This window comes from Oceanobacillus luteolus (assembly GCF_042678205.1).
Classification (GTDB): Bacteria; Bacillota; Bacilli; order Bacillales; family Amphibacillaceae; genus Oceanobacillus; species Oceanobacillus luteolus.
On the sequence record NZ_JBHUDE010000070.1, the window covers coordinates 1 to 1,115 of the forward strand.

The window sequence follows — 1,115 nt, forward strand, 5'->3', positions numbered from 1 at the left end:
CCATTCCACGAAATTCTATTGGAGATTGGTAGCCTAATTTTTCTTGAATACGCTCTTCATTATAATGCTTCATAAATATATCTACACGACTTCTAACTTCGTAAAGTGATAATGAATTATGTTTTACATACTGAAACTCTTCAGACTTAATATTAGAGTGGAATGATTCAATAACCGCATTATCCCAGCAGTTTCCTCGCCTAGACATGCTACTAACTAAATTCATTTCTTTGACTAGATGTTGATATGCATAAGATGTATACACGCTTCCTTGATCAGAATGAATGATAACTCCATTTGGATTTCCTCTTGATTCTAAAGCATCTTTTAGTGTGTCAATGACTAATGGTGTCTGCTGATGATCATAAAGTTTATATGCAACTATTTCGTTATTATATAAATCCAGAATAGTTGATAGATATAATGTACTGGTACCGTATTGTATATAAGTAATATCTGTAACCCACTTCTCGTTTGGCTTCGATGCAGTGAAGTCTCTTTCAAGCAAGTTGGGTGCGATTATAACCGTCTCACCTTGTGATTTCCATCTTCGTTTCGGTTTAACTCGACACTGCAAATTTAATTTTTGCATAATACGTTGTACAGTATTTCGGTGTAATTTTATATTATAATTCTTTTTAAGTAATTTAGTTATTTTCCGATGTCCATAACGATATTTATTCTCTTGGCAAAGAGATTTAATGGCTAACTCGGCTTCTGTCATAGGCTTTAATGGTTCTTTCGTCCATCGATAAAACGTTGATCTCGCCACTCCTAATGCAGATAAAATAGCCGTTACTGTATATCTTTCTCGGAATTTATCCACCAGTCGTAAAACTACTTCTTTCTCAACTCCTTTTTCACTTCTAAATACTTTTTTAAAATCTCATTCTCCATCTGTAAATGTTCTATTTGTGCATTTTTCTTTTCCTCTTCACTTTTCCATTCAGGGCCATGACCATAGGAATACTGTTTACCTATTGGTTGATCAAATCGGTGAATTTGGTTCTCTCTATACCATTTCATCCATGTTTTAATTTGTGAAACATTTTTAATGCCGTACTTTTCCATAATCTCTTTATTTGTTAGTTCACCACTCATTTTATCTTTTACAA

At 33.3% G+C, this 1,115-nt stretch carries 1 protein-coding gene; it reads right to left on the reverse strand.

Going from position 1 to position 1,115, the window contains the following annotated elements:
- Nucleotides 1-1,115 (reverse strand): IS3 family transposase gene (locus ACFSBH_RS12160; RefSeq protein ID WP_379597750.1). Its coding sequence is split into 2 segments (ribosomal slippage), with 1,116 coding nucleotides annotated over them: nucleotides 1-849 and nucleotides 849-1,115; the frame shifts between segments, so codons are not numbered across the junction. This gene is flagged as partial in the annotation.